Origin of the sequence: Streptomyces sp. NPDC048258 (genome assembly GCF_043201995.1) — a bacterium.
Classification (GTDB): domain Bacteria; phylum Actinomycetota; class Actinomycetes; order Streptomycetales; family Streptomycetaceae; genus Streptomyces.
Window position 1 is genome coordinate 22325 of sequence record NZ_JBICZH010000033.1, and the last position, 24006, is coordinate 46330.

16 protein-coding genes and 2 pseudogenes are annotated in these 24006 nt (G+C 74.1%); 10 read left to right on the top strand and 8 right to left on the bottom strand.

Translation table 11 applies throughout. From position 1 onward, the window contains the following. The 3 genes and pseudogenes from ACGFYQ_RS38785 to ACGFYQ_RS38795 form a co-directional block, all read left to right on the top strand. Positions 1 to 339, top strand: a pseudogene (locus ACGFYQ_RS38785) (hypothetical protein); the annotation flags it as partial. Next, positions 336 to 1238 (top strand): hypothetical protein, encoded by a 903-nt coding sequence (locus ACGFYQ_RS38790; protein ID WP_393751561.1) that lies wholly within the window; start codon positions 336 to 338, stop codon positions 1236 to 1238. The pseudogene ACGFYQ_RS38785 and the gene ACGFYQ_RS38790, both read left to right, overlap by 4 nt. Before the next feature lie 48 nt (positions 1239 to 1286). Further along, positions 1287 to 6257, top strand: coding sequence for a hypothetical protein (locus ACGFYQ_RS38795; RefSeq protein ID WP_393751563.1), 4971 nt, complete (start codon positions 1287 to 1289; stop codon positions 6255 to 6257). Positions 6258 to 6601: 344 nt separating this feature from the next. Here ACGFYQ_RS38795 and ACGFYQ_RS38800 read toward each other — a convergent pair whose 3' ends face one another. Then, positions 6602 to 7114: a hypothetical protein gene (locus ACGFYQ_RS38800; protein WP_393751565.1), complete on the bottom strand. Its 513-nt coding sequence runs from the start codon at positions 7112 to 7114 to the stop codon at positions 6602 to 6604. 403 nt (positions 7115 to 7517) lie between these two features. Between ACGFYQ_RS38800 and ACGFYQ_RS38805 the strand changes: the two genes are divergently transcribed. Genes ACGFYQ_RS38805 through ACGFYQ_RS38820 form a run of 4 tightly spaced genes read left to right on the top strand, consistent with a single transcriptional unit; the run spans position 7518 to position 11829 of the window. Beyond that, positions 7518 to 10337 (top strand): nitrate- and nitrite sensing domain-containing protein, encoded by a 2820-nt coding sequence (locus ACGFYQ_RS38805; protein WP_393751567.1) that lies wholly within the window; start codon positions 7518 to 7520, stop codon positions 10335 to 10337. Continuing rightward, entirely contained in the window at positions 10334 to 10771 is a 438-nt protein-coding gene (locus ACGFYQ_RS38810) for a roadblock/LC7 domain-containing protein (RefSeq protein ID WP_393751569.1), read from the top strand. The genes ACGFYQ_RS38805 and ACGFYQ_RS38810 overlap by 4 nt, the downstream gene beginning before the upstream one ends. A 10-nt stretch (positions 10772 to 10781) precedes the next feature. Next, positions 10782 to 11222, top strand: coding sequence for a DUF742 domain-containing protein (locus tag ACGFYQ_RS38815; protein WP_393751571.1), 441 nt, complete (start codon positions 10782 to 10784; stop codon positions 11220 to 11222). Next, positions 11203 to 11829 carry an ATP/GTP-binding protein gene (locus ACGFYQ_RS38820; protein WP_393751573.1) on the top strand — a complete coding sequence of 209 codons (627 nt, stop codon included), beginning with the start codon at positions 11203 to 11205 and terminating at the stop codon, positions 11827 to 11829. The genes ACGFYQ_RS38815 and ACGFYQ_RS38820 overlap by 20 nt, the downstream gene beginning before the upstream one ends. 221 nt (positions 11830 to 12050) lie before the next feature. Here ACGFYQ_RS38820 and ACGFYQ_RS38825 read toward each other — a convergent pair whose 3' ends face one another. From ACGFYQ_RS38825 to ACGFYQ_RS38840, 4 genes and pseudogenes are all read right to left on the bottom strand, one after another. Beyond that, a complete protein-coding gene (locus ACGFYQ_RS38825) occupies positions 12051 to 13241 on the bottom strand; it encodes a lipid-transfer protein (RefSeq protein WP_393751575.1) in 1191 nt (396 codons plus the stop codon). Continuing rightward, entirely contained in the window at positions 13238 to 13699 is a 462-nt protein-coding gene (locus tag ACGFYQ_RS38830) for a Zn-ribbon domain-containing OB-fold protein (protein ID WP_393751577.1), read from the bottom strand. The genes ACGFYQ_RS38825 and ACGFYQ_RS38830 overlap by 4 nt, the downstream gene beginning before the upstream one ends. Positions 13700 to 13957: 258 nt before the next feature. After that, a pseudogene (locus ACGFYQ_RS38835) lies at positions 13958 to 14235 on the bottom strand (Mpo1-like protein). An 84-nt stretch (positions 14236 to 14319) separates the two neighbouring features. Then, positions 14320 to 15000 (bottom strand): M15 family metallopeptidase, encoded by a 681-nt coding sequence (locus ACGFYQ_RS38840; protein WP_393751579.1) that lies wholly within the window; start codon positions 14998 to 15000, stop codon positions 14320 to 14322. Positions 15001 to 15029: 29 nt separating this feature from the next. Between ACGFYQ_RS38840 and ACGFYQ_RS38845 the strand changes: the two genes are divergently transcribed. After that, entirely contained in the window at positions 15030 to 15542 is a 513-nt protein-coding gene (locus ACGFYQ_RS38845) for an NUDIX domain-containing protein (protein WP_393751581.1), read from the top strand. Here ACGFYQ_RS38845 and ACGFYQ_RS38850 read toward each other — a convergent pair. Beyond that, entirely contained in the window at positions 15530 to 17899 is a 2370-nt protein-coding gene (locus ACGFYQ_RS38850; protein WP_393751583.1) for a TIM-barrel domain-containing protein, read from the bottom strand. The genes ACGFYQ_RS38845 and ACGFYQ_RS38850 overlap by 13 nt on opposite strands. A gap of 255 nt (positions 17900 to 18154) precedes the next feature. Here ACGFYQ_RS38850 and ACGFYQ_RS38855 point away from each other — a divergent pair, with 255 nt between their 5' ends. Together ACGFYQ_RS38855 and ACGFYQ_RS38860 are read left to right on the top strand one after the other, a co-directional pair. After that, the gene (locus tag ACGFYQ_RS38855; RefSeq protein WP_393751585.1) at positions 18155 to 20131 is read left to right on the top strand and encodes an acetoacetate--CoA ligase; all 1977 of its coding nucleotides are present in this window, start codon (positions 18155 to 18157) and stop codon (positions 20129 to 20131) included. Between the two features lie 63 nt (positions 20132 to 20194). After that, on the top strand, positions 20195 to 21115 hold the full coding sequence (locus ACGFYQ_RS38860; protein WP_393751587.1) for a hypothetical protein: 921 nt from the start codon (positions 20195 to 20197) through the stop codon (positions 21113 to 21115). A gap of 160 nt (positions 21116 to 21275) precedes the next feature. On the opposite strand, the gene ptsP is transcribed toward ACGFYQ_RS38860, so the two are convergent. Further along, positions 21276 to 22946: a phosphoenolpyruvate--protein phosphotransferase gene (gene ptsP / locus ACGFYQ_RS38865; protein WP_393751589.1), complete on the bottom strand. Its 1671-nt coding sequence runs from the start codon at positions 22944 to 22946 to the stop codon at positions 21276 to 21278. A 74-nt stretch (positions 22947 to 23020) separates the two neighbouring features. Continuing rightward, entirely contained in the window at positions 23021 to 23470 is a 450-nt protein-coding gene (locus ACGFYQ_RS38870) for a PTS glucose transporter subunit IIA (protein WP_393751591.1), read from the bottom strand. Positions 23471 to 24006 lie beyond the last annotated feature (536 nt).

Consider the following 24006-nt stretch of genomic DNA (forward strand, 5'->3'; position numbering starts at 1 on the left):
GTTGCCGCTGCGCCCGCCGGCGTTGTGCCCGCTTTCGCCGCGTCCGCGGCGGTCGGCCGGGCCGTGTCGGCAGGCGCGCGGCGGACCCGGTCCGTACTGGTCCCGCCCCGTCCCGCGTCCGCCCGGTGCGCCCGGGTCATCGGTCCGGGCGGGTGGGCCGGGCCCGGGGACCGGGCTTCCGCCGCCGCGCCGGCGCGGACCGGGTCCCTACCCGACACCGGGGCGGAGCCCCCGATGGGGCGGCACCGCCCGGGGGTGCGGGGGCCGGCCACCGAAGCCGCCGCACCGCACACCACCCGAACCAGGAACACCCGCACCGCCGAGGAGACGCACCCGTGAGCGACCACCACGCCGAGCCCCCCGCGTGGAGCGAGCCCGCGCAGACGGCCCCGGCCGCGCCGGCACAGGCCGCCGCCCCCGTGACCCCGGCGGACGCCGCGGACGCGGCCCGGCTCGTCGCCTTCGGGCTGCAGCCCAAGCTGCTCCCCGCCCGTGACGCCGAGTACGCCGAGCTGCTCCGCCGCTACCGCGAGGACACCGGCTTCGGCCGCCTCGCCGACGCCGTCGCCACCGGCCTCGGCCTCGTCGTCCTGGAGGTGTCCCCGCGCGCCGGCATGGCCGTGGCCGCCGGTGAGGACTCCGTCTTCGCCGTCCGCATGGGCGACTACGCCCGCCGCACCGCCGCCGACTCCGCCGACCGCTTCCTGCACGGCCTCGCCCACCTCGCCGTCGCCGCCCTCGCCTTCCCCCGCCCCGAGGACCTCGCCGACGACGGCTACATCGGCCGGATCACCGTCAACGGCGTCGACTCCTTCGTCCGGCAGACCTGCCGCCGCCTGGAGGAGCGCGCCGAGGAGCTCGGCGAGAACACCGACCCCGCCTCCGACGCCCCCGGTCTGGAGGCCGCCTGGCGGGTCTACGCCCGCCGCAGCGCGACCGGCGCCACCAAGGACGCCCGCCGCCTCGCCGGTTCCACCACCGGCATCGTCGGCAAGGCCGCAGCCTTCCTCACCGAGTCCGGTTTCCTCCAGCGCACCGGCGACGACGCCGGAGGCACCTACCGCACCACCCCCCGCTACCAGCTCCAGGTCCGCGACATGGCGGGCAGCGCGGCCATGGCCGAGCTCCTGGAACTGGGCGTGGTACCCGTCAGCGACGGCTCCGCCACCCTCCTGCCGCCGCCCGAGGGCGACGACCTGGAGCTCGCCGCCGACGCCGGCCTGCCCTTCCACGCCTGAGTCACCCGTCCCCGTACGACCTACGAAAGACCACGAGAGTCCGCCGCCATGTACGAGCTGTCCCGGATCCGCCTCTACTCCATCGGGCCCGCCGGTGCGCGCTACGCCGACACCGTGCTCGACCTGCGCGGAGTCGGCGAGCCGGTGCCCCACCCGGCGCCGGCCCAGGCGGAGTTCTTCGAGGACGAGCCCACCGGCCCGCCGCGCCGCCCCGCGCCCGCGGGCGTGCTCTTCCTGGAGAACGGCGGCGGCAAGTCCGTCCTCCTCAAGCTGATCTTCTCGGTGATGCTCCCCGGTCACCGCAACACCCTCGGCGGCGCCAGCTCCGGCGTCCTGCGCAAGTTCCTGCTCGCCGACGACTGCGGCCACGTCGCCCTGGAGTGGCAGCACACCCAGACCGGCGAGTGCGTGGTCGTCGGCAAGGTCAGCGAATGGCGCGGCCGCCAGGTCTCCAACGACCCGCGCAAGTTCGCCGAGGCCTGGTACTCCTTCCGCCCCGGCCCGGGCCTGAGCCTCGACAACCTGCCGGTCGCCGAGGCCACCGCGGTCCGCCCGCCCGTCGAGGGCGCCTCCGGCGCCCAGGGCCGCCGCCGCACCATGAAGGGCTTCCGCGACGCCCTCACCGAGGCCGGCAAGGCGTACCCGCACTTGGAGGTCTACTTCGAGGAGATCCACGACCGCTGGAACGAGCACCTCACCGACCTCGGCCTCGACCCCGAACTCTTCCGCTACCAGCGCGAGATGAACGCCGACGAGGGCGAGGCCGCGGGCCTCTTCGCCGTCAAGAAGGACTCCGACTTCACCGACCTCCTGCTGCGCGCCGTCACCGACACCCGCGACACGGACGGCCTCGCCGACCTCGTCCACGGCTTCGGCAACAAGCTCGGCCGCCGCGCCGAGCTGATGGCCGAACGGGACTTCACCGCCGGCTCGGTGGACCTGCTCACCAAGATCGTGGAGGCCGCCGGGACCCGCTCCCGGCTGCGCGACGTCCACGCGGGCGCCGAGCGCCGTACGCGCACGCTCGCCCGGCGGCTGTCCGCCCGCGCCACCGAGGAACGCGGCCGGGCCGCCGACCTCGCCCAGCGCGTCACCGGCGCCGCCCACGAGGTCACCGCCGCCGAGTCCGCCCGCGCCCGCAGCGCCGCCGTGTCCGCCGAACTCGCCTACCGGCACGCCTCGCTGGCCCTGACCGTCGCCGACAAGGCCGCCGCCGCCCAGCGCCGCGAACTCCTCGAAGCGCGCACGCTGCACTCCGCCTGGCAGGCCGCCGAGAACGTACTGCGCCACCGCGCCGCCGCCGACCGCTCCGCCCGGGTCGCCGCCGCGATCCTGGAGGCCGAGCGGGACGCCGCGCCCGCGCTGGCCGCACGCGCCACGGCCGCCGCCGAGCTCGTACGCGCCCTGCACACCGCCGCCGAGCACGGCGAACGCGTCGCCAACGAGGAGGAGGAACGCTCCGCAGGGCTGCAGGCCATCGGCGAGACCGCCCACCGGGACGCGACCGCCGCCGCCACGGCCGCGCAGCGGGCGCGCAGCGAGGCCGAGCACCTGCGCTCGCGCCTCGGCGAGGTCCAGCAGGAGACCGCCGAGGCCGTCCGGGCCGGCTGGCTCGACGACTCCGCGCCCGACGCCGACCCCGCCCGGGCCGCCCTCGCCGCCACCGACGCCGAGAAGACCGCCGTCGCCGCCTGGGACGAGTCCCGTGAGGCCGCCCGCAGCGCCGCCGAAGCCGCCCGTGAGGCCGCCGCCGCGGAATCCCGCGCCGAACTCACCGCCGCCCGCGCCGCGGACGCCGCCGACGCGGCCGAAGCCGCCCACGACGCCGAACACCGCGCCGCGGCCTCCCTCGCCGAGTCCCCGCGCCTGGCCGCCCTCCTGGGCCTGCCGGACGCCCCCGCCCAGGCCGCGGGCCTTCCCGGGCCCCGAGGCGAGTCCGCCGGGGGGACCGGAAACCCGGACGGGCCGGCCGCCCCGGGCTCAGCCACGCGCGCCGACGGCGGTACGCCGACCAGCGCGTCCGGGGCCTACGCCGCGGGCCAGGGCTCCGCCCGAACCGCCGGCGACGCCCCGTCCGACGGGCGCCGCGATACGCCCGGTGCCGCTGCTGGCGGGCCCGGCTCCGCCGGAGGCCGGGGCTTCGGTGCCGCGGGCGCCCCCGCCGCCCCGCAGAGCACCGCCGCCGGCACGGGCACCGCCGCCGGCACGGGCACCGCGCCGACCGACGGTCAGGCCGCGTCCGATGCCGATCACCGCGCGTTCCGCTCCGGCGGCCCGCAGGGCGCAGCCCAGGGTGACCGCGCCACCGCCGGACGGCTCACCGCCGAGGACCTCGACCGGAACGCGGAGGACCTCCACCACCTGCTGACCGACGGCGTCGCGGCGGCCGAACGCCAGCTGTTCGAGCTGCGCACCGCCGCCGCCGACGACTCCCGCATCCTCGGCGCCCTCGGCGACGGCGGACTGCTGCCGCCCGGCCCCGACGTCCTCGCCACCGTCGAGTACCTCGGCGAACACGGCATCCCCGCCCTGCCCGGCTGGCGCTACCTCGCCCAGTCCGTGGACCCCGCCGACCACGCCGCCGTCCTCGCCGCCCGCCCCGAACTCGTCGACGGCGTCGTCATCACCGACCCCGACACCCACAGCCGTGCCCGCGAGGTCCTCTCCGGCGCCGCCCTGCTGCCCCGCTCCACCGTCGCCGTCGGCACGGCCGCCGCCCTGCTGGCGCCCGTTCCGCAGGCCGACGACAGCGCTGTGTTCCTCGTACCGCCGAACCCGGCCATGCACGACGAGCACGCCGCCGACGAGGAGCGCCAGGCGCTGCGTACCCGCGCCACCGCCCGCGACACTGAGATCCGCGACCTGGCCGCGCGCCTCGCCGGTGACCGCGAGCTCGCCGCCCGCCTCGCGTCCTGGCGCACCGGCTGCCCGTCCGGCCGCCTCGCCGAGCTCGCGCAGCAGGCCGCGGCCGCCCGCGCGTTCGCCGAGGAGGCCGACGCCGAGCTCGCGGAGGCCCGTACCGTACGCGCCGAGGCCGACGAGGCCGCCGCCGACGCCGCCCGGGTCCGTGACGAGCGCCAGGACACCGCCCAGCGGGCCCGCCGCGTCGCCGACGCCCTCGCCGGCCTCGCCTTCCGCCTGCGCGAACGCGCCGGCTGGCAGGCCCGACTGCGTGAACTCGCCGACGAGGCCGCCGAGTCCGAAGCCCGCGCGGAGGTCTGCCTGGACCGCGCCCGCGCCGCCGACGAGGACCGGCGCGCCGCCCAGCGGGCCGCCGACGACGCCCGCCGCACCGCCCGCGCCCTGCGTGCCGAGCGTGCCGAGATCGCCGGCGCCCCCGACCCCCTCCCCGAGGACGACGGGACGGTCAAGGCGCCGCTCCCCGACCTCCGCGAGGCCTACCGCGCCGCGTCCCAGCTCTACGAGAAGGTCGGCGTCGGCGCCGACCTGCGGGCCGAACAGGCCCGCGCCGAGAGCGACGAGAGCGCCGCCCTCGCCGAACTCGACCGCCTCACCAACAAGGTCCGTACCCGCGCCGCCCAGCTCCTCGAAAGCACCGACGGCGCCGACGGCCCCTCCCGCCAGGCGGCCGCGGCCCGCGCCGAGTCCCTCGTCCAGATGCTGGAGACCCGGGCGTCCGCCGCCAGCGAGCAGCTCGGCCGGCTGCGCGGCGAGGCCGAACGCCACGCCCCCGCCGAGGGCGAGGCCCACACCGAACTGCCCGAGGAGCTCATCCCCGGGGACGTCGAGCAGGCCCAGGGCATGCTGCGCACGGCCACCGCCCAGCTCGCCGCCCACACCGCCGCGGTGGAGAGCGCCCGGGCCGCCCACGCGGACCTGCTGCGCGCCCACCGCACCGCCGAGGACGGCGCCGGTGGCTTCGACGAGACCGCGGCCATGCTGCGCGACCTCCTGCGCGACCACACCCACGCCGAGGACGAGCAGGAGCCGGTGCCCCACCCGGGCACCCTGGAAGAGGCCCGCCAGTCCGCGACCGAGGCCCGCCGCGCCCTGCGCGGCTGCGCGGCCGACCTCTCGGCCGCCGAGTCCGCGGTGCGCGAGGCGAGCGACGTCCTGGTCCGGCACGCCAACTCAAACCGCTACGAGCAGGTACGCACCCCCGCGCGGCAGCAGATCCGCGAACTGCCGGCCTCCGCCCTGCCCGAGCACGCGGCGGCCTGGGCCACGGCCTTCGCCCCGCGACTGCGCGTCCTCACCGACGAACTGGCGCAGCTGGAACGCAACCGCGACAGCATCGTCGACCGCCTGCGCGGCCTGGTCGAATCGGCCCTGGCCACCCTGCGCTCGGCCCAGCGCCTCTCCCAGCTCCCGGAAGGCCTCGGCGAATGGTCGGGCCAGGAGTTCCTGCGCATCCGCTTCGAGGAACCGGACCAGGCGACCCTGACGGAACGACTCGGCGAGGTCATCGACGAGGCCACGCGCGCGGCCGTGAAGAAGAACAGCACCGCCTCCTTCGGCGAGGGCCGCCGCGACGGCATGTCCCTCCTGCTGCGGGGTGTTCAGGCAGCCCTCGAACCCAAGGGCATCTCGGTCGAGATCCTCAAGCCGGACGCGGTGCTGCGCGCCGAACGCGTCCCCGTCGGCCAGATGGGCGACGTGTTCTCCGGCGGCCAGCTACTCACCGCCGCGATCGCCCTCTACTGCACGATGGCGGCGCTGCGCAGCAACGACCGCGGCCGCGACAAGCACCGCCACGCGGGCACGCTGTTCCTCGACAACCCGATCGGCCGCGCGAACGCCACGTACCTGCTGGAACTCCAGAGGGCCGTCTCGGATGCGCTCGGCGTCCAGCTCCTCTACACGACGGGCCTGTTCGACACCACGGCGCTCGCCGAGTTCCCGCTGGTCATCCGCCTGCGCAACGACGCGGACCTGAGGGCGGGCCTGAAGTACATCAGCGTGGAGGAACACCTCCGCCCGGGCCTGCCCCAGCAGTCCCCCGAGGAGGAGACCATCCACGGCGAGATCACGGCCACCCGCATGTTCCGCCGAAGCTGATCCCGTTCCGCCGCGCCCCTCAAAGGGCACGGCCCCGGCGGCCCTCCCGGCGTCCGCCCCACTGCGCGGGACTCCGTCGCCCGCTACCGGGGCCGCTGTTTGGGGCCGCCCGGCCGCCCGGCCGCCTGGCCGCCTGGCCGCCCGGCCGCCCGGCCGGGAGCAGCCAGGGGGTGCGACCGGCGTCGGCCACGGTCCGGACCGCCGACCGGCTGTGCTCCGGGCCGAGCCGGTCCCGTCGACCCGGCGACAGCCGTCCGGCCACGGTCCGGAGCGCCGCCGGCTGCGTGCTCCGGGGCCGAGCCGGTCCCGTCGGCCCCGGCGCCAGCCGTCGGCCCGATGCGCGGTCAGCGGCGGCCGAACGCCGCCAGGGGACCATCCTCGCAGGGTATTCGGGCCGGGGCGGCCTTGCGCGCCGCACGGGCGGCCTTGGCGGCCCGGCGGGCCTCGCGGCGGCGGCTGCGAGCCGTGCTGCTCGGCTCCGACACCACCCCGTACCGCTGGTTCCACGTCTGCCGGGTGATCCACACGTCCAGCACGCCCCACGTGGCCACGATCGTCCCCGCGACCGCGCTGAGCGCCATCGGGAAGGCCAGCCACGATCCCGTCAGCGTGAGGAAGAAGGTGACCGTCGCCTGTGTCAGCGTCACGGCCACGATCAGCACCGCCCGCACCGCGGACGTCCGCACCGGATCCGGCATCCTCCGCCGCCGGGCCGGCTCCTCGACCCACAGCCCACGCCCGCCCGCGCCACCGGCACCAGCCGCACCCGCCGTACCGCCACGGGCACCCGCACCCGCACCCGCACCGACACCCGCGGCGCCGCCGGCCTCCGCACCGCCGCCCGCATATCTGTCCATGGTCCGCTCACTCCCCACCGCGCGGTCCGCAACGCCTACCCCGCCATGCCTACCCGGACACGTCTACCCCGACGTGTCCCCCCAAACAGAAGACGTACGAAGCCGCCCAGAGATTCCCGCTGCGCGGACACCGTCACCACCGCCCCGGTGATCGCGGAACGAATAATTCCAGCCATCCATCCAGTTGCGGGAACTGATGCCCCACCCAGTGTCATCTGCCACATAACGGGCCGCACTTGACCGGAAGTGTCGGACAACTCATGATCTTCGACAGGGAGTCAGGCCGAAAACGTCCGGACACGCCTTCGAAGCCGCCGCGCGGCAGTAGTAGGCTCACGCCGTTTAAATGACGGAACACCGACCCCCCGACAACGGGGTTGAGCTGGGGGAGGCTGGGGAGGCCATGCGCTTTCGCGGGAAGTCCATCCGCCGGAAGATCGTGGCGTTGCTCCTTGTGCCGCTCGTCTCCCTGACCGCCCTCTGGGGCTTCGCGACGGTCATCACCGGCCGTCAGGCCGTCCAACTCCTCGACGTCGCCTACGTCATCGACAAGGTCGGCTACCCCATCGAGGACGTCGTCCGCGTCATCCAGAAGGAACGCCGCCAGACCCTCGTCGTCATCGGCGACCCCCGTGCCTCCACCGCCACCAGCGAGCTCGCCAAGCGCCGCGCAGCCACCGACGAAATCGTCGAGAAGATGAGCGCGAACGCCCGCGACCCCGAGGTCATCGACGAGCTGAGCCCCCAGAACGCCCAGCGCCTGCGCTCCATCCTCGCCGCCTTCCACGGCATCGGAGCCCTGCGCAGCTCGGTCGACGAGAACACCCTCGACCCCGGCCAGGCGCTGGACCTCTACGGCCGACTCATCGACCCCTGCTACGAGTTCCTCATGAATCTCCACGCGCTGGAGAACGTCGAGATGGACAAGCAGGGCCGCGCCCTCGTCGGCATCACCCGCGCCCGCGAGACGCTCTCCCGCGAGGACGCCGTCATCGCCTCCGCCCTCGCCGCCCGCAACGTCAGCGCCGCCGACCTGCGCCACGTCTCCGACTTCGCCGCCAACCGCACCCTGCTCTACGACTTCAACCTCGCGATCCTCCCGGCCGCCGACCGCGAACGCTTCGAGCACTACTGGGGCGCCGCCGAGACCAAGTTCCTGCGCGACGCGGAGGAGCGTTTCCTCGCCGGCGGCACGGGCAAGAACCCCCGCGTCACCGCCACCCAGTGGGACGAGGCCGCGACCAAGGTCCTCGACGAGCTCGCCGCCATGGGCACCGCCGCCGGCGACCGCTACCAGAAGCGCGTCGAACCCGTCGCCATGGACGTCCTGGTCCAGGCCGCCATCGCCGGCGTCCTCGGCTTCATCGCCCTCGTCTTCTCCCTGATCCTCTCCGTCCGCATCGGCCGCGACCTGGTCCGCGACCTGTCCCGCCTCCGCAAGGAGGCCCACGAGGCCTCCGGCGTCCGGCTGCCGAGCGTGATGCGCCGCCTCGCCGCGGGCGAGCACGTGGACGTGGAGACCGAGGCGCCCCACCTGGAGTACGAGAAGGACGAGGTCGGCCAGGTCGGCCAGGCCCTCAACTCCCTCCAGCGCGCCGCCGTCGAGGCCGCCGTCAAGCAGGCCGAGCTGCGCCGCGGCGTCTCCGAGGTGTTCGTCAACCTGGCCCGCCGCAACCAGGTGCTCCTGCACCGCCAGCTGACCCTCCTCGACACCATGGAGCGCCGCACCGAGGACACCGAGGAGCTCGCCGACCTCTTCCGCCTCGACCACATGACCACCCGCATGCGCCGCCACGCCGAAGGCCTGGTGATCCTCTCCGGCGCCGCGCCCTCCCGCCAGTGGCGCAAGCCCGTCCAGCTGATGGACGTCGTACGGGCCGCCGTCGCCGAGGTCGAGGACTACGAGCGCATCGAGGTGCGCAGGCTCCCGCGCCTGGGCATAGCCGGCCCCGCCGTCGCCGACGTCACCCACCTCGTCGCCGAACTCCTGGAGAACGCCACGGTGTTCTCGCCGCCGCACACCGCGGTCCAGGTGCACGGCGAGCGCGTCGCCAACGGCTTCACCCTGGAGATCCACGACCGCGGCCTCGGCATGAACCCGGAGGCACTGCTCGACGCGAACCTGCGGCTCGCCGAGACGCCCGACTTCGAACTCTCCGACACCGACCGCCTCGGCCTCTTCGTCGTCAGCCGCCTCGCGCAGCGCCACAGCGTCAAGGTCGTCCTCCAGCCCAGCCCGTACGGGGGCACCACCGCGGTGGTCTTCCTGCCCGCGGCCCTGCTGACCGAGGCTCCCGAGACCAACGGCACGGGCATCCGGCTCGGCGGGACCGCCAAGGCCGGCCGGTCCGGCAGGATCCCGTCCGCGCGGTCCGTGCCCGCCGCCGTCGAGCGGGCCCCCGCCGGCTCCGGCCGCCCGCTGCCGCCCGCCGAACTGCGCGGCCCGGTCGAGCTGGAAGCCCCGATCGACGTCCTCGGCCTGGACGCGGTGGACGGCCTCGACGAAGGGCCGGCCGCCCCGGACGGCGTCGGCGCCCGTCCGGTCATGGCCACCCTGGACGACGAGACCCCGCCGAGCGGCACCCCGCGCAGCGCCCTGCTGGGGCTGCGTCCGGCGGACCGGCCGCACACCGACCGGCACCGGGACCGGGACCGGGACCGCCAAGCCGCCCGGCACGCGGAGCGCGCCGGCGCCCGCCCGGGCGACCGCGACCGCGAGCCGCCGGCCCCCACCGGCCCGGTCCGGCTCGACACCCAGCGCGTGGACGCCCAGCGCGTGGAGACCCTGCGCCCCGACGGCCCCCGCTCCCCGGGAGCCGTCCCGCTGCCGCGCCGCCGCCCCACCCCGACCCTGGTCGCCGAGCACGGCCGCCGCGTGGAGCCGCGCCCGGTGTCCGTGGTCCCGCAGCCCGCGCCGGCGCCCACACCCGGCACGTCCGGCGCGCCCGCCACGCCCGGCGCCGGCAGCGCCGGGCTGCCCCGCCGGGTCCGCCAGGCCAGCCTGGCCCCGCAGCTCAAGAAGGCCCCGGCCCGCGCCGACGACGCCGCGGCCACCGCCCCGGTGGCGGACCGCGACGCGGAGGACGTACGCACGCGCATGTCCGCACTCCAGCGCGGCTGGACGGCGGGCCGCAACCAGCACGCACAGCAGCAGTCCGAGACCGAGGCAGGCACCTCCGCCGCCACCGGTCCCGCGAACGAGAACGAGGGGGACGGTCGATGACCGCACCGCAGACCGGAAACGACACCAGGGGCCGCGGCTCCGGCCCGCTCAACTGGCTCCTCGACGAGCTCGTCGACAAGGTCGGCTCCATCCGCAAGGCGGTGGTCCTCTCGGGCGACGGCCTGCCCACCGGCAGCTCCAAAGACCTGACCCGCGAGGACAGCGAGCACCTGGCGGCCGTCGCCTCCGGCTTCCACAGCCTGGCCAAGGGCGTCGGCCGGCACTTCGACTCCGGCTCGGTCCGCCAGACGGTGGTCGAGCTCGACGAGGCCTTCCTTTTCGTCATGGCCGCCGGCGACGGCAGCTGTCTGGCCGTGCTCGCCGACGCCGACTCCGACGTCGGCCAGGTCGCGTACGAGATGACCCTGATGGTCAAGCGAGTCGGCGACCACCTGGCCATCGCCCCGCGCACCGGGCTGCCAGCCGGAGGGTGAGTCGGACGGCATGAGCGATTCAGGCCAGGACCGTCCCACCCGCATTCCGGACGAGGACCAGGACCCCGCCCCCGACCACGCGCACTGGTTCGACGACGACGCGGGTCCCGTCGTGCGTCCGTACGCCATGACCCGCGGCCGGACCAGCCACGCGGGCCAGCACCGGCTCGACCTGATCGCGCTCGTCGTCGCCGAACCGGCCGCCGACGACCCGGTCTGGGACCTGACGCTGTCCCCGGAACACGCCCACATCCTCGGGCTGTGCCGGGAGCGGCCGCAGTCGGTCGCCGAACTGGCGGCGGACCTCGACCTCGCGGTCGGCGTCGTACGGGTCCTGATCGGCGACCTGACCGACGACGAACTGGTCCATGTGACCCGGCCGGTACCGCCGGCCGAACTGCCCGATGAATCCATTCTGCGTGAGGTGATCGATGGCCTTCGGGCGCTCTAGCCGCACCGGTGCCATGCACGCCGTGTCACCGGTCGAGCCGCTGACCTTGAAGATCCTGGTCGCGGGCGGCTTCGGGGTGGGCAAGACCACCCTGGTCAGTGCGGTAAGCGAGATCAGACCGCTGCGGACCGAGGAACTCCTCTCGGAGCCGGGCGCCGGCATCGACGACACCGGGGGAGTGGAGGGCAAGAACACCACGACCGTGGCCATGGACTTCGGGCGCATCACGCTGCGCGAGGACCTGGTCCTGTACCTGTTCGGCACGCCCGGGCAGGACCGGTTCTGGTTCCTGTGGGACGAGCTGGCCCAGGGTTCGCTCGGCGCCGTGGTCCTCGCGGACACCCGCCGCCTCGCCGACTGCTTCGCCGCCATCGACTACTTCGAGCGGCGCGAGCTCCCGTTCGTCGTCGCGGTGAACTGTTTCGACGGCGCGGACCGGCACCCCGTGGTGACCGTACGGGAGGCACTCGATCTCGATCCCGGGGTGCCGGTGCTGCTCTGCGACGCGCGGGACCGGGAGTCCGTGAAGGACGTGCTCGTCGGGGTCGTGGAACACGCGATGTCGATGGCACGGGCGAGGCGCCGGAGCCTCACGGCCGGGGCCTGACATGGAGGCGGCCCGTACCCCCGCCGACTGGGGTACGGGCCGCAGCTCTCATGGGGGGATCGGGGTGTCCCGGACGCGGTGCGGGAGGGACTGTGGAGCGAGTGTGAACCCACCACCGGGGGCCGTCAAGCGTTCCGGCAACACCCGTCGGCGACAGCCGCGTCGACATTCGCCGGCGACCCCTACGTCGACCCCCCGCGACACCCGCCGGCAACGGCCGCTCAGCGCACGACGACGACGGCCGACCCGTGGCCGAACAGCCCCTGGTTCGCGGTCATCCCGGCCCGCGCCCCCGGCACCTGCCGGTCCCCGGCAGCACCGCGCAACTGCCATGTCAGCTCGCACACCTGCGCGATGGCCTGCGCCGGCACCGCCTCCCCGAAGGAGGCCAGCCCCCCGCTCGTGTTGACGGGGACCCGCCCGCCCAGGGCCGTCGCACCCTCCCGTACGAGCTTCGCCCCCTCGCCCTCCCCGCACAGGCCGATGTCCTCGTACCACTCCAGCTCCAGAGCGGTCGACAGGTCGTACACCTCGGCGAGGGAGAGATCGTCCGGGCCGAGCCCCGCCTCCTCGTACGCGGCGCGCGCGATCGAGGACCGGAAGGAGCCCGCCGCGGGCCGGACGGCCGCCGCCGAGTCCGTGGCGATGTCCGGCAGGTCCAGAACCGTGCGCGGATACGTAGGGGTCACCGTCGATACGGCACGGATCCGCACCGGGTCCGCGATCCCGCGCGAGCGCGCGAAGTCCATGCTCGACAGCACCAGGGCCGCGCCCCCGTCCGAGGTGGCGCAGATGTCGAGCAGCCGGAGCGGATCGGCGACCACCGCCGACGCCGCGACCTCCTCGGCGGTGACCGTCTTGCGGTAGCGGGCGTTCGGGTTGAGCGCCCCGGCCGCCGCGTTCTTCACCTTGACCTGGGCGAAGTCCTCCGCGGTGTCCCCGTACACGGCCATCCGGCGGCGGGCGTACAGCGCGAAGTACGCCGGATTGGTGGCCCCCAGCACGCGGAAGCGCAGCCAGTCCGGATCGTCGGGCCGGTCGCCGCCCGCCGGCGCGAAGAACCCCTTGGGCGCCGCGTCCGCGCCCACCACCAGGACCACGTCCGCAAGGCCGGCCAGGATCTGCGCCCGGGCCGCCCCGATCGCCTGGGCGCCGGAGGCGCAGGCCGCGTACACGCTGGTCACCCGGGCACCCTGCCAGCCCAGGGCCCGGGCGAAGGTCGCTCCGGCCACGTAGCCCGGGTAGCCGGAGCGCACGGTGTCGGCGCCGACGATCGACCCCACGTCCGCCCAGCCGAGTCCGGCGTCCGCCAGCGCCGCCCGCGCGGCGGCCCGCCCGTACTCGACGAAACTGCGGCCCCACTTGCCCCACGGGTGCATCCCCGCCCCGAGGACGGCGATGTCCGCGCTCACGCCGCACCTCCGACCGGCTTGAACCGCCAGGTGGTCCAGGCGGTCCCGGTGTCCGCGTCCTCGTTCAGCACACCGCCCACCACCTCGACCTCCATCCCGACCGCCAGGTCGGCGACACCCACCCCGGGCGCCGCCTGCCCCAGCACCACCATCCCCTCGGCCTCCAGCTCCACCGCGACCAGGGTGTACGGCTCCCAGGGCGCGGCGGGGTCGGACACGTACGGCGCGGGCGGCCGGTAGCGCCCGTCGGTGTAGGACCAGACCCGCCCGCGCGGGGACAGCGGCACCTCGGCGAGCTCGCCGCCGCCGGGGCAGTGCGGATTGCGGCAGTACGCGTCCTCGCGCGGGAAGAACACCGCGGTGCAGGCCGAACACCGGGTACCGAGCAGCCGGAAGCTGCCGTCCGCGGCGCTTTCGGTGAACCACCCGTTCACGACGGGTGTACGTGTGAGTGCCAAGACCCCTCCCCTGTCGAAACCTGACGCATCGTCAGGAGTCTGCCACGGGCGGGCCACCGGGTCACCGGTTCTCGGCGAGCCACTTCCGCGCGATCTAAGGGCTGTCCCGTAATCCCCGGCGGGCGCACGACGCCGGCTACGGCACCTCGCTGCGTTGTCGGAACGCCCGAATACGCCCAGTATGGGGGTGCCCCTCCGCCTTGCGATGCACCGCATCTGACGCCGTGCGCTGATCCACCGGGGATTACGGGACAGCCCTTAGCCCAGCTCCGCGTCCCGGCCGGCCGGCATCATCCGGATCATCTGCGCGTCCCCGCGCAGCGACCACCCCGGATTCCCGAAGGTCGCCGGGTTGTTCTTCTCGATCAGGCCGTGCTCGATCAAAAAGCGCTCGCGGGCCACGCGGTCCCGTACCCGATGAGCGGGAGCGCGGCGAGACGGCGCTTGCGGCCGCGCGCCAGCCCGTAGCCGGTCACGGCGAGCCCGGTGAGCGTGCCGGCGAGATGGATCCAGCGGGTGGCGGCCCGGGAATGCATGGCGACGTAGTACGGCCAGAACTCCTCCGGGAGCACCTCCCGGCGGTAGCTGGGGGAGAACTGAAAGTCATGCGGGCACGGTACTCACGGCCGGACGGCGGCGACAGCGACGGGGAAGTCGAAATAGGCGTCGGGAAATGCCTCGGGCTTGAAGGTGAAGTGCCACCACTCCTCCGGCAGGTTGACGAAACCCTGCTCGGAGAGCGCGCCTCTCAGCACGTCCCGGCTGGCGCGGGCGGCGCCCCCGATCCGGGGATCGTCGGTGTGCGAGAGCGGATCGAAGAAGTCGAACGCGGTCCCCATGTCCACCTCGCCGCCCGAGAGCGCCTCCAGCGTCACATCGACCGTACTCCCACGACTGTGCCCGGACTTCTCGGCGATGTACCCCTCGGGAATCAGCCGGCTCCGCTCCACGTACGGGTAGTACTCCGCCTTGGTCTCCAGGTCACCCGGACCGTCGGGCTCCCGGGCCCACCGCACGAACCGGTCGACCGCCCGCTGCGGCCGGTAACAGTCGTACACCCGCAGCGAATAACCCCGCCGCAGCAACCCCCGCTGCGCCCGCCGCAGCGCCTCCGCGGCCGGCCGGGCCAGCAGGCACACCGGCTCCTCGTACCCGTCCACCACCCCGCCGGTGAAGTTCCGCGCACCGGCGTACCGCATGTCCTGCCGGATGCTCGGATCCACCTCGCGCAACGCGGCGAACCCGGCCGGGGCCGCCGCCCCACCCGTCAGCACCGCGAGCAAGCCCACAACCACCGTCATCCGCATACCCCTTGGCATACCATCGCGGGATGCCGGAACAGCTGAGGGACTCGCACTGCTCCACCTGCGGAGCGCGGTACACCACGACCGACTGGCCCCGCACCTGTGCCGCCTGCGGAGCCACCGCCTACCGCAACCCGCTCCCCGTGGCCGTCACCCTCCTCCCGGTCGAGGACGCGCACGGCACCGGCCTCGTCGTCATCACCCGCACCATCGCCCCGGCCCTCGGCGGCATCGCCCTGCCCGGCGGCTTCATCGACTTCGGCGAGGACTGGCGCGACGCGGTCGTCCGCGAACTCCGCGAGGAGACCGGGATCAAGGCCCCCGCCTCGGAGGTCACCCTGGCCGACGCCCTCAGCTCCCCGGCCGGCCACCTCCTGCTCTTCGGCCTCCTCCCGCTCCGCCCGGCCGCCACCCTCCCCGCCTCGACACCGACGGAGGAGACCTCGGGCTGGCACATCCTGCGCACCCCGACCGAGCTGGCCTTCCCCCTCCACACCCAGGCCGCCGCCGCCTGGTTCGCGGGCCGCTACGCCTGCTGAGCCCCGTCGAGACCCCGCACGACGACGCCCTCCACCACGTCCCCCGCCTCCGACTCCACCACGACCGCGTCGCCGGCCCACCGCACGGTGTACCGCTCCACCTCGCCCGGCTCGAAGCCCGGACCCGGGTCCCGGATCACCACCCCGCCGCCCGTACGGCCCCGCGCCGGAGCCCAGGCCTCCAGGGCCACCCCGCCGTCACCCGCGGCGGACCGCACCGGCAGCACCGCGCCCGCCCGCGCCAGCACCGGGATCCTTCCCCGCGGAGCGTCCAGCAGGATCTGGCCCGGGCCCTCGTACGCCGCACCGGTCACGGTGTCGTACCAGCGCCCCCGCGGCAGCCGCACCGCCCGCCGGTCCGCCCCGCACTCCAGCACCGGGGCGACCAGCAGCGCGTCGCCCAGCAAGAACGCGTCCTCGCAGTCCCGCAGCCCCCGCTCCTCCGGCGCGCCCCACCACAACGGCCGCACGTACGGGGCCCCCGTCCGCCGCGCCAGATGGGCCAGCGTCACGAAGTAAGGCCGCAGCCGCTCCCGCTCCGCCAGCAGCTCGCGCGCCCGCTCCTCCACCTCCGGCCCGAACTCCCACGGCTCCCGCCGCCCCGCCCAGATCGCCGAATGGGTCCGGAACAGCGGCAGGTACGCCCCCAGTTGCAGCCACCTCAGGTACAGCTCGGGGGAGGGGGACCCGCCGAAGCCGCCGACATCCGGACCCGAGTACGGCACCCCGCACAGGCCGAGCCCCAGCACCAGCGCCAGCGAGGCGCGCAGCCCCTCCCAGCTCGTCTCCACATCCCCCGACCACGTGCCCCCGTACCTCTGCATCCCCGCCCACCCCGACCGGGAGAACAGGAACGGCCGCTCGGCCGGCCGCAGCCGGACCAGGCCCTCCCAGCCCGCCCGCGCCATCCCGAGCCCGTACACGTTGTGCCCGGCCCGGTGGTCCCCGCCCGCGCCGTCCATCGCGTGCCGCGCCGACCGCGGCAGCGTGGCGTCGCCGAACGGCGCGAAGGACACCGGCTCGTTCATGTCGTGCCAGAAACCGGCGAAGCCCTGCGCGAGGCGCTCCTCGTACAGCCCGCCCCACCACTCCCGCACCCCCGGATCCGTGAAGTCCGGATACACGCACTCGCCCGGCCAGACCTCGCCGCGCACCTCCCGGCCCTTCGCGTCCCGTATGAACGCGCCGCCCGTCCCCACCCCGCGCCCCGACGCGTGCACCGCGTCCCCCGTCTTCACCGCCGGATCGACGATCGAGACGAGCCGCACCCCCCGCTCGCCCAACTCCCGTGCCAGCCCCGGCAGATCCGGGAACCGCTCCCGGTCCACCGTGAACACCCGGTGCCCGTCGTAGTGGTCGATGTCCAGGTGTACGGCCGACAGCGCGAGCCCGCGCGACGCGTAGCCCCCGACCACCCGGCGCACCTCCGCCGCGCTCCCGAACCCCCACCGCGCGTGCTGGTACCCCAGAGCCCACTCCGGCGGCACCGCCGCCGCACCCGTCAGCCCCGACCAGCCCTGCAGCACCCGTGCCGGCGTCCCCACCAGCACCCAGCACCTGAGCGGCCCGCCGTCCATGCGCAGTTCGCTCGTCCCCGGGCGGTCCACCCCCGAGCCCGCGCCCTCCTCGCCCTCGCGCAACACCACCCGGCCTTCCCACGAGTTGTCGTGGAACACCAGGTGCGTCCCCGCGTCCGCCACCACCATCTGCACCGGCATCGTGAGGTACAGCGGGTCGACACCGGGCCCGAAACCGCCCTTGGGGTCCGTGTTCCACAGCCGGTACACACCGTCCCGCAGCCTCGGGCCCGCGGCCCGCCCGCCCAGCCCGAAGAACCGCGCGTCCGCCGCCACCTCGCCCCGCTGCAGCCACCGCGCCCCGTCCATCCGGGGATCGACCGGCTCCCACCACCGCGGCGGCGCCTCCCGCCGCAGCACCGTCCCGCCCGGCGTGCGGACCTCGACCGCACCGTGCCGGGACACCGCCACCGTCACCCGCTCCGACACCACCCGCCAGCCACCCCCGGTGTCCGGCTCCAGTACCGCCCGCGGATCCGGCTCCGGCCCGCTGCCCACCACCGCGTACGAGGGCGTCGGCCCGGCCCCGTCCCAGCCCCAGAACACCGCCCCGCCCACGGTGACCCGTACCAGCAGCTCCGACCGCGCGAACCGCAGCACACCCCCGCCCGGCCGCGGCTCCGTACCGGTCAGCAGCCCCGGCACCCGCGCCCGCTCCGCGCCCCGGCGCGGAAGCCCCGCCGCGTCCGCGCGCCGGTGGCGCCACGCCGAGAGCCAGGCGCGCCGTCCGCGCTCCGTACCGATGTCCTTCACCGCACGCACCAGATCACGACCGTTCATGGAGATCACCCTGCCACCGGCTCCCGGCCGAGGGTGCTGCGTTCAACTGCCGTTCACCCGCGGGCGACCGCCCGCGCGACCGCCGGCGACTGGTGGCGGCACACATGCCGGCGACCCCGTGAGCGGTGATGACGACTCTGGTGCAGATGTCGATCACATGGCATCGTCCCAGTGAGCCGCCGCGCGCGCACCCCCCGCGCGATGGCACCGTACGCACACGAAGCGCGAGCCGCAGACTTGACCGGGAGCCGACCCATGACCTCAGCCACGCAGCCGGAACCCCTCTGGGCCCCCGGCCCCGACCGGATCGCCGCGGCCCGGATCACCGCCTTCCAGGCCTGGGCCGCGGAGCGCTTCGGAGCCCCCGCCGACGGCGGCTACCCCGCCCTGCACAGCTGGTCCGTCGACGAGCTCGACACCTTCTGGCAGGCCGTCGCCGAGTGGTTCGACGTCCGCTTCACCACCCCGTACGAGTCCGTCCTCGCCGACCGCTCCATGCCCGGCGCGCGCTGGTTCACCGGATCAACCCTCAACTACGCCGAGCACGCCCTGCGCGCCGCCGAGGACCCGGCCCGCGCCGACGACGCCGCCCTGCTGTACGTGGACGAGACCCACGAGCCCACTCCCGTCACCTGGGCCGGGCTCCGCCGCCAGGTCGGCTCCCTCGCCGCCGAACTGCGCGCGCTCGGCGTACGCCCCGGCGACCGGGTCAGCGGCTACCTTCCCAACATCCCCGAGGCCGTCGTCGCCCTCCTCGCCACCGCCGCCGTCGGCGGCGTCTGGACCTCCTGCGCCCCCGACTTCGGTGCCCGCAGCGTCCTCGACCGCTTCCAGCAGGTCGAGCCGGTCGTCCTGTTCACGGTGGACGGCTACCGCTACGGAGGCAAGGAGCACGACCGCCGCGACACCGTCGCCGAGCTCCGCGCCGAGCTGCCCTCCCTGCGCGCCGTCGTCCACATCCCGCTGCTCGGTACGCCGGCCCCCGCGGGCGCCCTCACCTGGTCGGACCTGACCTCCGCGGACACCGAGCCCGTCTTCGAGGCCGTCCCCTTCGACCACCCCCTGTGGGTCCTCTACTCCTCCGGCACGACCGGCCTGCCCAAGGCCATCGTCCAGTCCCAGGGCGGCATCCTCCTCGAACACCTCAAGCAGCTCGGCCTGCACTGCGACCTCGGCCCCGAGGACCGGTTCTTCTGGTACACCTCCACCGGCTGGATGATGTGGAACTTCCTCGTCTCCGGCCTGCTCACCGGCACCACCGTCGTCCTGTACGACGGCAGCCCCGGCTACCCCGACACCGGCGCCCAGTGGCGCATCGCCGAGCGGACCGGAGCCACCCTCTACGGCACCTCCGCCGCCTACGTCATGGCCTGCCGCAAGGCGGAGGTCCACCCGTCCCGCGACTTCGACCTCTCCGCCGTCAAGTGCGTGGCGACCACCGGCTCCCCGCTCCCGCCCGACGGCTTCCGCTGGCTGCACGACGAGGTGGCCGAGGACCTCTGGATCGCCTCAGTCAGCGGCGGCACCGACGTCTGCAGCTGCTTCGCCGGCGCCGTCCCCACCCTCCCCGTCCACATCGGCGAGCTCCAGGCCGCCTGCCTCGGTACGGACCTCCAGGCCTGGGACCCGTCCGGCAAGCCCGTCATCGGCGAGGTCGGCGAGCTCGTCGTCACCAACCCCATGCCGTCCATGCCGGTCCGCTTCTGGAACGACCCCGACGGCAGCCGCTACCGCGAGAGCTACTTCGAGATGTTCCCGGGCACCTGGCGCCACGGGGACTGGATCACCATCACCGACCACGGCTCGGTGATCATCCACGGCCGCTCCGACTCCACCCTCAACCGCCAGGGCGTCCGGATGGGCTCCGCCGACATCTACGAGGCCGTCGAACGGCTCCCCGAGATCAAGGAGTCCCTGGTCATCGGCCTGGAGGAGCCGAACGGCGGCTACTGGATGCCGCTCTTCGTCCACCTCGCCCCCGGCGCCACCCTCGACGAGGACCTCCGCGCCCGGATCAAGGCGACCATCCGCGAGGAACTCTCCCCGCGCCACGTCCCCGACGAGATCATCGAGGTCCCGGGCATCCCGCACACCCTCACGGGCAAGCGCATCGAGGTCCCGGTCAAACGCCTCCTCCAGGGCGCGCCCCTGGCCAAGGCGGTCAACCCGGGCTCCGTCGACAACCTCGACCTCCTCCACTTCTACGAGGAGCTGGCCCGCACCCGCGGCTGAGGCCACTGTCAGTGGCGCTGATTACTCTGAGTGAGCAAGTGATTGCAGTACTCAGGGGGAGCCATGCCACGGAAGAACGACACCGGTACCCACCGGACCCGCATCACCGACCGGCGCCGCAGGCTGCGCCGCGAGGTCCCCAGCACCCTCGGCCTCCTGGCCGACGCCGGGGACTTCGCGGCCATGCGCGACTACCGCAGCTTCGGATTCGACCACCACGACGAATACGCCGACTATCTCCGTCACGTCGACGGCCTGCTCCGGTCCCTCGCGGGCCAGGGCATCCACACCACCGTCGCGCTCTTCGATCCCGAGGAGTACGCCGAGTACTGCGAGGAGAACGGCCTCGACCCGGACACCGCCGGGGCCCGCACCCTGTTCACCGCGGAACTGGCGGGCGCGGGCGCCGGCCTGCCCTATACCGGCCAGCCCATCGACGAACTCGTCCCGCTCCTCGTGGACGAAGCCGTCCGGCAGGCCACCTGGGAGTACGCGACCATGCTCCTCGCCGGCGTCGGCACCTGCGCGGACTGCGGCGAGGACATCGGCCACGCCTCCTTCGAACGCGCCGCCGCCGCGCTCCGCCGGCTCATGGCCGGTGCCGGACCCGGCCGGCACCACCTCGTCTGCAGCGTGCCGACGGAGACGGAACAGCTCGTCGCCGTCCTGCACGCCGAGACGGGCACCGACCCGGAGGAACCGCCCCGGATCGAGGACCGCGACGGCCTCGACTTCGTGACCGTGCTGGCCGCCGGGCTCGCCCTCGGCGGCCCCGGGGGACTGGTCCTGCGCAGCACCACCGAGGGCCATCCGGACCGGGTCCACGGCTGGCGCCTGGACCGCGGCCGCCTCACCGTGCTCTCGGCGGCGGCCGTGTTCAACGCCTACTGCACGGACGCCGACACCGGGGAGCCCGTCGCCCCCGAGCCTGGCGTCGAGTACCGCCCCGGCTACGAGGTGGACGGCCCGGGCCCACACCACTGAGAGGGGAGGGGAGCTGAGAGGGGAGGGGAGCTGAGAGGGGAGGGGAGCGCGGAAGGCGCCGGAGAGCCCGCGAGCGCCGGAATGCCTGAGAGCAGGAGAACGACCGAGGGGCCCTCGCCACCGGCGAAGGCCCCTCGATCGAACAGACTCCGCTCCGCGGCTATTCGCCGGAGAGCACCGCCTGGGCGGCCACGCGGGCCTCCTCCGCGCTGTCGCACGCACGCGCCGCGGCGGCGGCACGCTCGCACTGCGCGAGGGTGTACTTGGCGAGCGTGGCCCGCACGTACGGAATCGAAGCGGCACCCATCGACAGAGAGGTGACACCCAGACCCGTCAGCACACAGGCGAGCAGCGGGTCGGAAGCGGCCTCGCCACAGACACCACAGCTCTTGCCCTCCGCCCTGGCGGCTTCCGCCGACATGGCGATCAGGTCGAGCAGCGCCGGCTGCCACGGGTCCTGCAGCCGCGACACCGCACCGACCTGACGGTCGGCGGCGAAGGCGTACTGGGCCAGGTCGTTGGTGCCCAGCGACAGGAACTCGACCTCCTGGAGGATCGAACGCGCCCGGAGCGCGGCGGAGGGGATCTCCACCATCGCGCCGAACTTCGCCTTCAGCCCCGCCTCGCGGCACGCGTCCGCGAACGCCTTGGCGTCGGTCCGGTCCGCCACCATCGGGGCCATGACCTCGAGGTAGACCGGCAGCCCCTCGGCGGCCTTGGCCAGCGCGGTGAGCTGCGTACGCAGCACGTCCGGGTGGTCGAGCAGCGAACGCAGACCACGGACACCCAGCGCCGGGTTCGGCTCGTCGGCCGGGGTCAGGAAGTCCAGCGGCTTGTCGGCGCCGGCGTCCAGGACACGTACGACGACCCGGCCCTCGGGGAAGGCCTCGAGCACCTTGCGGTAGGACTCGATCTGCTTCTCCTCGGACGGAGCCTTCTTGCTGTCGTCCAAAAACAGGAACTCGGTGCGGAACAGGCCCACACCCTCCGCCCCGGCCTCGACGGCAGCCGGCACGTCCGCCGGACCGCCGACATTGGCCAGCAACGGCACCTTGTGACCGTCGGAGGTCGCGCCCGGACCGGACGACGCGGCGAGAGCGGCCTTGCGCTCGGCGGCCGCGGCCGCCAGCTCGGCCCGCTTCTCCGGGCTAGGGTCCACGAACAGGTCGCCCGTGCTGCCGTCGACGGCGATGAGGGTGCCCTCGGCGATCTCACCGGCACCGGGCAGCGCCACGATCGCCGGCACGCCCAGCGCCCGCGCGAGGATCGCGCTGTGGCTGGTCGGGCCGCCTTCCTCGGTGACGAAACCGAGGACGAGAGCCGGGTCGAGCAGAGCGGTGTCGGCGGGTGCGAGGTCCCGCGCGATCAGCACGTACGGCTCGTCGCTGTCGGGTACACCCGGCATCGGCACGCCGAGCAGGCGCGCCACGATGCGGTTCCGTACGTCGTCCAGGTCGGCCACCCGGCCGGCCATGTACTCGCCGGCCCCCGCGAGCAGGTCACGGTAGGCGGCGAACGCGTCGTAGATACCGCGCTCGGCAGTGCTGCCGACGGCGATCCGCCGGTCGACGTCCGCCATCAGCTCGGGGTCCGTGGCGATCATCGCCTGGGCCTCGAGCACGTGCTGAGCCTCGCCGCCGGCCAGCTGGCCGCGCGCGATCAGGTCGGCCGACACAGCCTCCACGGCCTTGCGGGCGCGCCCCTGTTCGCGCTCCGCCTCGTCCGCGGTGATCTGCTTGGCCGGCGGCTCGAGAACCGCCGTACCCATGTGCCGGACCTCGCCGATCGCCACACCGTGGCTCACGCCGACGCCTCGCAGCGTTGTCTCCATTACACCCGTCTCCGATTGAGCGGCGGCCCCGGCCGCCGCGGTGGATGTCCGACTCGCCTGTGCAGGCGGACGTGTCACTGCCAGCTGAAGAGAGCGTCGTCAGCCTTGACGTCCCCGGACTCGACGACGTCGGCGAGGGAGTCGGCAGTCGCCTCGAGCGCGACGACCGGGCAGATGGGGGACTTGCCCGCGGCCTCGACCGCGGCGGGGTTCCAACGGATGACGGCCTGACCGCGGGCCACGGTGTCGCCCTTGTTGACGAGCAGCTCGAAGCCCTCGCCGTTGAGCTGGACGGTGTCGATCCCCAGGTGCGTGAGCACACCGTGGCCTTCGCCGTCTACGACTACATACGCGTGCGGGTGCAGGGAGACGAGCACACCATCGACGGGGGACACCGCCTCCGAGGGCTCGCGCACGGGATCAATAGCGGTGCCCGGTCCCACCATCGCGCCGGAGAACACCGGATCGGGCACTGCCGCGAGTCCGATGGCGCGCCCGGCAAGTGGGGACGTCACGCTGGTCATGGGGGGCCTCCCAGGGGTGGGGCTTCTCGTGTCGCCGTCACTAGCTGTCGCGAACGGCGTACTCTTCAGAAGGATAAGTCACAAGATGTTCGGGTTCGCCCGATGTTGGACCCGATCCGGGCTGGCCCTTAGGCACGGAGACTAGTGGACTAGACCGGTGGACTAGACCATACGCCTGAATCGATTTGCTTGGGCACCAGCAGGCCTGTACTGTCGTGACTCCCGCCAGGACGCCTCGTGTGAATATCTCGCGAACGGCTGATGGACGGGACTCCTCCTCTTCAGCTCCGATCTTGATCTCGATCGTCTTTCCGCATGCCTTTCGGTAATACGGCGAGTGGTCAGGGAGACAGGAAATCGCTGATAGAGTCGGAATCGCCGGAAAGGGAAAGCGCGAAAGCGCAGGACCTGGAAAGCACCGAGGAAGTCGGGCCCGAAAGGGTCTGATAGAGTCGGAAACGCAAGAACAGAACGAAAGCCCGGAGGAAAGCCCGAGAGGGTGAGTACAAAGGAAGCGTCCGTTCCTTGAGAACTCA

Excerpts from the sequence above, each read along its gene's own strand:
- ACGFYQ_RS38820 (WP_393751573.1), top strand. The coding sequence starts at position 11,203 with ATGGCCTTCGGGCGCTCTAGCCGCACCGGTGCCATGCACGCCGTGTCA.
- ACGFYQ_RS38850 (WP_393751583.1), bottom strand. The coding sequence starts at position 17,899 with ATGAACGGTCGTGATCTGGTGCGTGCGGTGAAGGACATCGGTACGGAG.
- ACGFYQ_RS38800 (WP_393751565.1), bottom strand. The coding sequence starts at position 7,114 with ATGGACAGATATGCGGGCGGCGGTGCGGAGGCCGGCGGCGCCGCGGGT.
- ACGFYQ_RS38840 (WP_393751579.1), bottom strand. The coding sequence starts at position 15,000 with ATGACGGTGGTTGTGGGCTTGCTCGCGGTGCTGACGGGTGGGGCGGCG.
- ACGFYQ_RS38810 (WP_393751569.1), top strand. The coding sequence starts at position 10,334 with ATGACCGCACCGCAGACCGGAAACGACACCAGGGGCCGCGGCTCCGGC.
- ACGFYQ_RS38795 (WP_393751563.1), top strand. The coding sequence starts at position 1,287 with ATGTACGAGCTGTCCCGGATCCGCCTCTACTCCATCGGGCCCGCCGGT.
- ACGFYQ_RS38860 (WP_393751587.1), top strand. The coding sequence starts at position 20,195 with ATGCCACGGAAGAACGACACCGGTACCCACCGGACCCGCATCACCGAC.
- ACGFYQ_RS38855 (WP_393751585.1), top strand. The coding sequence starts at position 18,155 with ATGACCTCAGCCACGCAGCCGGAACCCCTCTGGGCCCCCGGCCCCGAC.
- ACGFYQ_RS38870 (WP_393751591.1), bottom strand. The coding sequence starts at position 23,470 with ATGACCAGCGTGACGTCCCCACTTGCCGGGCGCGCCATCGGACTCGCG.
- ACGFYQ_RS38815 (WP_393751571.1), top strand. The coding sequence starts at position 10,782 with ATGAGCGATTCAGGCCAGGACCGTCCCACCCGCATTCCGGACGAGGAC.
- ACGFYQ_RS38805 (WP_393751567.1), top strand. The coding sequence starts at position 7,518 with ATGCGCTTTCGCGGGAAGTCCATCCGCCGGAAGATCGTGGCGTTGCTC.
- ptsP (WP_393751589.1), bottom strand. The coding sequence starts at position 22,946 with ATGGAGACAACGCTGCGAGGCGTCGGCGTGAGCCACGGTGTGGCGATC.
- ACGFYQ_RS38845 (WP_393751581.1), top strand. The coding sequence starts at position 15,030 with ATGCCGGAACAGCTGAGGGACTCGCACTGCTCCACCTGCGGAGCGCGG.